This window comes from Micromonospora sp. NPDC049580, assembly GCF_040675595.1.
In the GTDB taxonomy this organism is placed as follows: Bacteria; Actinomycetota; Actinomycetes; order Mycobacteriales; family Micromonosporaceae; genus Micromonospora.
This window is the reverse complement of record NZ_JBFAPG010000290.1, coordinates 1-8,281: the sequence shown is the minus strand read 5'-3', so window position 1 is coordinate 8,281 and position 8,281 is coordinate 1. Positions and strand designations below refer to the sequence as shown.

Here is an 8,281-nt window from a genome sequence, read left to right as displayed (position 1 = left end):
GGTGGTCAGTGACCGCCGCCGGCCAGGACGAAGACGACGGCCACCCAGACGGCGGCGAGGGTGAAGCCCAGCGGGGCGACGTAGCGGCTCATGGACGGCTCCGAGTGGCGGCTGGACGGTCCGCGTGCGGGGGGCGGACCGCAGGGGGTGGGGACGCGCACACGAAGTCGTGACCGGGCGGCTCCCGGCGACCGTCCGGTGACCGGACGGCGCGGCACACGCGCCCCGGCGTCAGCCGAGGCGGTGGGGGAGCGGAGCGGGGTCAGCTCGCCAGACTGAGTCGTGGCTCAGCGGGGCTGACCATCGGCCCGGCCACGACTAGGAGGATCGCTATCTCGCACAGCGATCACCTCCTGCAAGTCGGCCGGGCCGGAACGTCGATGAGCGTACACCTGAGCCGGCGCCGGCACGCACTCGGCCGACCGGTCGGCAACCGCTCCACCGCCCGGCCGACGCCACCGGTCCGGGCGGTCCGCCGACCCGTGTCGGCGGCCCGTGCGCACGACGGTGACCAGCACCGCGGCGAGCAGGGGCAGCCAGCAGAACCGGGCCAGCACCCACGCCGGACCGTCCGGCGCGGTGTGCAGCCCGGGCAGGGCCAGGCCACCCCGGGCGGTGAGCGCCGTCACCGCGGCACGGGTCGCTGGCGTCGTCCCGGGGAGCCGTTTCCCGGCTGGCCCTGTGGGGCTACTCGCCGGCGGCGACCAGACCCGTCTCGTACGCCAGCACCACGGCCTGGGCCCGGTCGCGCAGCCCCAGCTTGGCCAGGATCCGCCCCACGTGCGTCTTCACGGTCTGCTCCGCCACCACCAGGTCACCGGCGATCTCCGCGTTGTTGCGCCCCCGGGCGATCAACCGCAGCACCTCGGTCTCGCGGGGCGTGAGCCCGGCCAGGTCGGTGGGGCGGGGTCGGCGGCGGTCCGGGCGGGCCGCGAACTCGGCGATCAGTCGGCGGGTCACCGCCGGGGCGAGCAGCGCGTCCCCGGCCGCCACCACCCGCACCGCCTGCACCAGGTCGGCCGCCGGCGCGTCCTTGAGCAGGAAGCCGCTGGCGCCGGCCCGCAGCGCCTCGTACACGTAGTCGTCCAGGTCGAACGTCGTGAGGATGAGCACCCGGGGGCGCTGCGCCGAGCGGTCGCCCAGCAGCTTGCGGGTGGCCTCCAGCCCGTCCATGACCGGCATCCGCACGTCCATCAGCACCACGTCCGGGTCGAGCCGGCGGGCGGCGGCGACGGCCTGCGCGCCGTCGGCGGCGTCACCCACCACGAGCAGGTCCGGCTGGGCGGCGAGCAACGCGCCGAAGCCCTGCCGGACCATCGCCTGGTCGTCGGCGATCAGCACCTTGATCATGCGTCTCCGCTCTCCGGCTCGTACGGCAGTTCGGCCGCCACCGCGTAACCGCCGTCGGGCAGCGGCCCGGCGGTGAACGTACCGCCCAGTGAGGTGGCCCGCTCCCGCATGCCGGTCAGCCCGTGCCCCGGGCTGCCGTCGGCGGTCGGTCGGGCGTCGGTCGGGGAGTTCTCGACGCGTACTCCCAGACCGGATTGGCGGGCGCGGACGGTGACGCGCACCGCGGCGCCGGCCGCGTGCCGGGCCGCGTTCGCCAGCCCCTCCTGCACGATGCGGTACGCGGCCAGCCCGACCGGCGCGGGCACCCGCCCGTCGCCCAGCGGGTCGACGTCCAGGGTCACCGGCAGCCCGGCGCGACGGGCCGCGTCCACCATCGGGCCCAGGTCGGTCAGGTCGGGCTGCGGAGCGGTCTGCGGACCGGTGGCCTCGCTGCGCAGCACCCCCAGCAGCCGCCGCATGTCGGTCAGCGCGTCGCGGGCCGAGCCGGCGATGGCGGCGAATTCGGCGGCGGCCGGCGCCGGCACGTCGGTCAGCCGGTACGGCGCGGTCTCGGCCTGTACCGCGATCAGCGACATGTGGTGGGCCACCACGTCGTGCAGTTCGCGGGCGATCCGGGTGCGCTCCTCCAGCACCGCGCGGCGCTCCTGCTCCCGCTCGCTCAGCTCGGTCTGCGCGGCGAGCGCCCGCCGGGACAGCCGGTTGCGCCGGATCAGGTCACCGACGATCGCCAGCGCGCCGAGCAGCGCCAGGACGGCGGCCCGGTTCTGGGCGTGCACCAGGGTGAGTACCGGCACCGCGGTGATCGCCACCACCCAGGCCAGCACCGGCCGGTCGACCCGCGCGACGACCACCGCGACCACCGCGACCGAGCCGAGCGCCAGCGGCGGCGTCCACGGTCCGGGCAGGTCGGCCGGCGCGTTGAACGTGCACACCAGCAGGGCCAGCACCGTGAGCCGCCAGGCCAGCAGCGGACGCCGGGGCAGCGCCAGCAGCGGCGCCACGGTCAGCGCCGCGAACAGCACCGCGATCGGAACCGGCAGACCCCAGTTGCTCTCCACGGTGAGCGTGATCCAGAAGAGGCCGAGCGCGGCGAGCAGCCCGACCGGGGCGGCGGGTCGGGCGAGCCGGGGCCAGCGGGCCAGCAGCGGTCGACCGGGCGGGGCGTCCGGGCCCCACAGGGTCTGCCGCAACGCCCGCAGGGCCACGGCGATCGGTTGCCGGTTCACCACCCGGAGGCTACGGGCAGAGCCCATCACGGGGCGTGCCACCAGGGGTTGATCCCGGTGTCGTACCACGGTGTGACGCGGCTCCCGTTAGCGCTTACCTGCCGGTAACGCCTAGGCTCCGACGCGTCCGTGCTGACCATTCGCAAGGAGGAACCGTGGCCCGTACCGTGCTGGTGACCGGGGGTAACCGGGGGATCGGCCTGGCCATCGCGCAGGCCTTCGCCAAGCAGGGCGATCGGGTGGCGGTCACCCACCGCAGCGGCGATGCCCCCGACGGGCTGTTCGGCGTGCGGGCCGACGTCACCGACGCGGCCTCGATCGACGCGGCGTTCACCGCCGTCGAGGCCGAGCTGGGTCCGGTCGAGGTGGTGGTCGCCAACGCCGGCATGACCGACGACACCCTGCTGCTGCGGATGTCCGAGGAGCAGTTCACCGGTGTGCTGGACACCAACCTCACCGGCGCGTTCCGGGTCGCCAAGCGGGCCTCCGGCAAGATGCTGCGGGCCAAGTGGGGCCGGATGATCTTCATCTCCTCGGTGGTGGGTCTCTCCGGCGGCGCGGGTCAGGTCAACTACGCCGCCAGCAAGGCCGGCCTGGTCGGCGTGGCCCGCTCGATCACCCGGGAGCTGGGCAGCCGCAACATCACCGCGAACGTGGTGGCGCCCGGCTTCATCGACACCGACATGACCGCCAGCCTCAGCGACGACCGCAAGGCGGAGATCCGCAAGTCCATCCCGGCCGGCCGGATGGCCAGCCCGGACGAGGTGGCCGCCGTGGTCACCTGGCTGGCCTCGGACAGCGCCGGGTACGTCTCCGGCGCCGTGATCCCGGTCGACGGCGGCCTCGGCATGGGCCACTGACCAGCGCTTCGACAACGTACGGAGGAAACCCTGCATGTCCGGACTGCTCGCCGGTAAGCGGCTGCTCGTCACCGGTGTGATCACCGAGGCTTCGATCGCCTTCTCGGTGGCGAAACTCGCCCAGGAGAACGGCGCGCAGGTCGTGCTGACCGGCTTCGGACGGCTCTCCCTGGTCGAGCGGATCGCCAAGCGGCTGCCCGAGCCCGCGCCGGTGATCGAGGTCGACGTGACCAACACCGAGCACCTGGCCAGCCTCGCCGACCGGGTACGGGAGCACGTCGACGGTCTCGACGGCGTCGTGCACTCGATCGGCTTCGCCCCGCAGAGCTGCCTCGGCGGCGGCTTCCTCGACGCCCCCTGGGAGGACGTGGCGACCGCCCTGCACGTCTCCACCTACTCGTACAAGTCGCTGGCCATGGCGGCGCTGCCGCTGATGTCGGCCGGCGGCGCGGTGGTCGGCCTGACCTTCGACGCGACGAAGGCGTGGCCGGTCTACGACTGGATGGGCGTGGCCAAGGCCGGCCTGGAGTCCGCGTCCCGCTACCTCGCCATGCACCTGGGCAAGCAGGGCATCCGCAGCAACCTGGTGGCCGCCGGGCCGCTGCGTACCATCGCCGCGAAGTCGATCCCCGGCTTCGACCAGTTCGAGGAGGCCTGGGCCGGGCGGGCTCCGCTGGGCTGGAGCCTCACCGACCAGGAGCCGGCCGCCCGGGCCTGCCTGGCGCTGCTCTCCGACTGGTTCCCGGCCACCACCGGCGAGATCGTCCACGTCGACGGCGGCTACCACGCCGTCGGTTCCTGACGCTGCGCCGCGACGCTCCCTGGTCGCCGTCCGCGTGATCTACGCGTCCGGACCAGGGGGCGTCGCCGGGCCATCGCGGCCGAGGGGCGAGAATGACCCCATGGCGTACGACGCGGTGGTGCTGGTGTCCTTCGGCGGGCCCGAACGGCCCGAGGACGTGATGCCGTTCCTGCAGAACGTGACCCGCGGCCGAGGCGTGCCGCCCGAGCGGCTGGCCGAGGTCGCCGAGCACTACCAGCACTTCGGCGGGGTGTCCCCGATCAACCAGCAGAACCGCGAGCTGCTGGCCGCCGTCCGGGCCGACTTCGCCGCGCACGGCCTCGACCTGCCCATCTACTGGGGCAACCGCAACTGGGACCCGATGCTCGCCGACACCGTGACGCAGATGCGCGACGACGGGGTGACCCGGGCGCTGGCCTTCGTCACCAGCGCGTACGGCGGCTACTCGTCCTGCCGGCAGTACCAGGAGGACATCGCCGCCGCCCGCGCCGCCGTCGGCCCGGACGCCCCGGTGATCGAGAAGATCCGCCAGTTCTGGGACCACCCCGGTTTCATCGAGCCGCACATCGACGCCGTCCGTGCCGCGCTGGGCCAGCTCGACCAGGCGTTGCGGGACACCACCCGGCTGGTGTTCACCGCCCACTCCATCCCCACCTCGATGGCGGCCAACGCCGGCCCGCACGGCGGCCGGTACGAGGCGCAACTGCGGGAGGCCGCCGCGCTGGTGGCCGCTGCCGCCGCCCCCGACCTGGCGTACGACCTGGTCTGGCAGAGCCGTTCGGGCCCCCCGCACGTGCCGTGGCTGGACCCGGACATCAACGACCACCTGGGCACCCTCGCCGAGGGTGGCACCACCAGCGTGGTGGTCAGCCCGATCGGGTTCGTCTCCGACCACCTGGAAGTCGTGTGGGACCTCGACACCGAGGCGCTGGAGACGGCCAAGCAACTCGGCCTGGACTTCGTCCGGGCCGGCACCCCGGGCACCGACCCGCGCTTCGTGACCATGGTCCGGGAGCTGGTCACCGAGCGGACCGACCCGGACGGCGCGCAGCTGCGTCGTCGCCTCGGCGAGCTGCCGATGTGGGACACCTGCCCGACCGTGTGCTGCGTACCGACCCGCCGTCCGACGCCCGCTGGGAGCACCGATGCATGACCGCAAGCCCGTGCAGAGCTGGCTCACCGACATGGACGGCGTGCTCGTGCACGAGGGCCAGCCGGTGCCCGGCGCACCGGAGTTCGTCAACCGGCTGCGCGCCTCCGGCAAGCCGTTCCTGGTGCTGACCAACAACTCGATCTACACCCCGCGGGACCTCACGGCCCGGTTGAGCCGGATGGGTCTGGACGTGCCGGAGGAGTCGATCTGGTCTTCGGCCCTGGCCACCGGCCAGTTCCTCGCCGACCAGCGGCCGGGTGGCACCGCGTACGTCATCGGGGAGGCCGGCCTGACCACCGCGCTGCACGCGGTCGGCTACGTGCTCACCGACTTCGCCCCGGACTACGTGGTGCTCGGCGAGACCCGCACCTACAGCTTCGAGGCGATCACCAAGGCGGTGCGGCTGATCAACGACGGGGCCCGGTTCATCTGCACCAACCCCGACGTGACCGGCCCGTCGGTGGAGGGCGCGCTGCCCGCCGCCGGCTCGGTCGCCGCCATGATCTCCAAGGCGACCGGGGTGGAGCCGTACTTCGTCGGCAAGCCCAATCCGATGATGATGCGCTCCGCGCTGAACACCATCAACGCGCACTCGGAGACCACCGCGATGATCGGCGACCGGATGGACACCGACATCCTCTGTGGTCTGGAGGCCGGGCTGGAGACCATCCTGGTGCTCACCGGCATCAGCAGCCGTACCGAGGCGGAGCGCTACCCGTACCGACCGTCCCGGATCATCAACTCGGTGGCCGACCTGCTCGACGAGGTCTGACCGAGCGGCGCGCTGATGATCGCGCTCGAACATGGATGTGGTGGTCACGCGCGCGCCGGAGGCCACGACATCCTGGATCGAGCGCGATCATGCCCGGCGCGGGCCGGTGATGATCGCGGGCGGCGTGGGTCAGGGGCGTAGCGGGGCGTTGCAGGCGGCGACCAGCGCCTGCCGGCAGGCCGTGGTGAGCGGGCGCAGCGCGGCGTCGCGCTGCTGGGCCTCGTAGTTGTTGATCGCGCCACCGGGGGCGGCGTGCCCGGCCAGCGCGAGCACCCGGTCGAGCACCGCGGCCCGGGCGAAGAGCCGGCGGGCCCGCGGGTCGAAGCCGGGTGGCAGGTCGGTGGCGCCGTCCGGGCGGCGCAGCGCGGCCAGCGCTCCGGCCAACTCGGGCCGCCACTGGGCCACGTCGAGCCGGGTCAGCGCGGCGGTGGTCTCGGCCAGCGCGGCGGCCAGCTCGGCCTCCGCCTCGGCGGCGCCGGGCAGCGACAGCGAGGCGGCCGGGGCGTTGGCCGGCAGCGGGTACACCCGCCACAGCACCGTCTCGAAACAGTCCCCCGAGCCGGACGTGTGGCTGCGCACCTGCGGGATCAGACCCAGCCCACCGGCCACCACCGCCTCGCCCGCCACCAGGGCCGCCCCGGCGAAGTCCCCGGGACCGGGCAGACCCCGTGGGTCGCCCGGCGCGGGCAGCACCAGACGGATCTCGTCGGGGGAGAGCTTGGCCAGGGTGGGCAGCGCGGCGCCGAGCGGGACGTCGGTCCAGGTGCCGGGGGCGTCCGCAACGAGGTGCTCCTCGTCGCCGGCGATGGCGTCGGCGACCTCGTCGTACGGCACCAGCCCGGCGCGCCACGCGCGCACCCAGGCAACGAACCGGCTCGACCGGCGCGGCGCAAGCGTGGCCGCGCCCGTTGCGGGGGTGGACATGCCGAAAGGGTACGTGGTCATCGGTGGCCGTGTCTCGACTGCCGCTCCGGCCGCCCTGCCTGCCCCGAACTGCCCCCTTCGCCCGATCCGCGCCCGCAGCGCGGCCCGCTGATCCGCGGTTGACCGTCAGCCGCCGGGGCGCGGCGCTGCGACCCCGTCCCGCGTACCTCCCTGAGCGCTGGCGCAGCCGCAGACCTCGATGGGGTGGCGCGGTGTGTCGGGGGGGCGGGGTGCTGGTGGGGGCGTTAGCGTGATCGACATGGCGGGGCGATACGGCGAGGACGTGCTGGCGGGGGACTGGCGGCGGCGAAAGGTCACCCCCGAGGTGGACGCCGAACCGGATCTCGTGGTGGAGGACGCCGACTCCGGGTTCTGCGGTGCGGTGGTGGGCTTCGAGGCCGGCGCGGTCGTGCTGGAGGACCGGCACGGCCGGCGGCGCAACTTCCCGCTGCTGCCCGCGGCGTTCCTGCTCGACGGCCGCCCGGTGACGTTGCGCCGCCCGAGCCGCGCGCCGGTGCCGGCGGCCCGCCGACGTACCGCCTCCGGTTCGGTGGCGGTGGACAATGTTCGCGCCCAGGTGGCCAAGGCCAGTCGGATCTGGGTGGAGGGCATCCACGACGCCGCCCTCGTCGAGCGGATCTGGGGCGACGACCTGCGGATCGAGGGCGTGGTGGTCGAGCCGTTGGACGGCATCGACGACCTGGACGCCGACGTACGCGACTTCGGCCCCGGCCCGACCCGACGACTCGGCGTGCTCGTCGACCACCTGGTGCCGGGCAGCAAGGAGAGCCGCATCGTGGCCCGGGTCAACTCGTCGTACGTGCTGGTGACCGGCCACCCGTACGTGGACGTCTGGCAGGCGGTCAAACCGGCGGCGCTGGGTATCGCGGCGTGGCCGGTCGTGCCGCCGGGGCAGCCGTGGAAGGAGGGGGTCTGCGCGGCCCTCGGGGTGGCCGAGCCGGCCGACATGTGGCGGCACATCCTGTCCCGGGTGAACAGCTTCGCCGACGTGGAGACCCCCCTGATCAACGCCATGGAACGCCTCATCGACTTCGTCACCGAGCCAGCCTGACCCGTCGCCCCCGCGGCGGGGCGGCGGGCGGGGCGGGGGGGGGGTCGGGGATCGGGGGTGGGGGGGGGGGGGTTAGGATAGGGGGGGTGTGGACAGCGACCCCGCCCGCCCCGACGCCGCCG

Annotated in this window: 10 protein-coding genes; 5 read left to right on the top strand and 5 right to left on the bottom strand. The window is 74.1% G+C overall.

What is annotated here, in order from left to right; genetic code table 11:
* Nucleotides 1-5 precede the first annotated feature (5 nt).
* From AB0J68_RS21465 to AB0J68_RS21450, 4 genes are all read right to left on the bottom strand, one after another.
* The gene (locus tag AB0J68_RS21465) at nt 6-161 is read right to left on the bottom strand and encodes a hypothetical protein (protein WP_354861697.1); all 156 of its coding nucleotides are present in this window, start codon (nt 159-161) and stop codon (nt 6-8) included.
* Nucleotides 162-287: 126 nt separating this feature from the next.
* Complete coding sequence (locus AB0J68_RS21460; protein WP_355067140.1) at nt 288-629, bottom strand: hypothetical protein; 342 nt, start codon at nt 627-629, stop codon at nt 288-290.
* A 58-nt stretch (nt 630-687) separates the two neighbouring features.
* Complete coding sequence (locus tag AB0J68_RS21455) at nt 688-1,350, bottom strand: response regulator transcription factor (protein ID WP_354861699.1); 663 nt, start codon at nt 1,348-1,350, stop codon at nt 688-690.
* Nucleotides 1,347-2,576, bottom strand: a complete 1,230-nt coding sequence (locus AB0J68_RS21450; RefSeq protein ID WP_363940155.1) for a histidine kinase — start codon at nt 2,574-2,576, stop codon at nt 1,347-1,349. Before AB0J68_RS21450 ends, AB0J68_RS21455 begins: the two co-directional genes overlap by 4 nt.
* A gap of 155 nt (nt 2,577-2,731) precedes the next feature.
* On the opposite strand from AB0J68_RS21450, the gene fabG reads away from it, so the two are divergent.
* From fabG to AB0J68_RS21430, 4 genes are all read left to right on the top strand, one after another.
* Nucleotides 2,732-3,436 (top strand): 3-oxoacyl-ACP reductase FabG, encoded by a 705-nt coding sequence (gene fabG / locus AB0J68_RS21445; RefSeq protein WP_354861702.1) that lies wholly within the window; start codon nt 2,732-2,734, stop codon nt 3,434-3,436.
* A 34-nt stretch (nt 3,437-3,470) separates the two neighbouring features.
* Nucleotides 3,471-4,238, top strand: a complete 768-nt coding sequence (gene fabI / locus AB0J68_RS21440) for an enoyl-ACP reductase FabI (RefSeq protein ID WP_354861704.1) — start codon at nt 3,471-3,473, stop codon at nt 4,236-4,238.
* Nucleotides 4,239-4,338: 100 nt separating this feature from the next.
* Nucleotides 4,339-5,391 carry a ferrochelatase gene (locus tag AB0J68_RS21435; RefSeq protein ID WP_354861706.1) on the top strand — a complete coding sequence of 351 codons (1,053 nt, stop codon included), beginning with the start codon at nt 4,339-4,341 and terminating at the stop codon, nt 5,389-5,391.
* Nucleotides 5,384-6,163: an HAD-IIA family hydrolase gene (locus tag AB0J68_RS21430; protein WP_354861708.1), complete on the top strand. Its 780-nt coding sequence runs from the start codon at nt 5,384-5,386 to the stop codon at nt 6,161-6,163. The genes AB0J68_RS21435 and AB0J68_RS21430 overlap by 8 nt, the downstream gene beginning before the upstream one ends.
* Nucleotides 6,164-6,292: 129 nt before the next feature.
* Here the strand turns inward: AB0J68_RS21430 and AB0J68_RS21425 are convergent, their stop codons facing one another.
* Nucleotides 6,293-7,087 (bottom strand): hypothetical protein, encoded by a 795-nt coding sequence (locus tag AB0J68_RS21425; protein ID WP_039908695.1) that lies wholly within the window; start codon nt 7,085-7,087, stop codon nt 6,293-6,295.
* Between the two features lie 259 nt (nt 7,088-7,346).
* Between AB0J68_RS21425 and AB0J68_RS21420 the strand changes: the two genes are divergently transcribed.
* Nucleotides 7,347-8,159, top strand: coding sequence for a DUF3097 domain-containing protein (locus tag AB0J68_RS21420; protein WP_363940152.1), 813 nt, complete (start codon nt 7,347-7,349; stop codon nt 8,157-8,159).
* Nucleotides 8,160-8,281 lie beyond the last annotated feature (122 nt).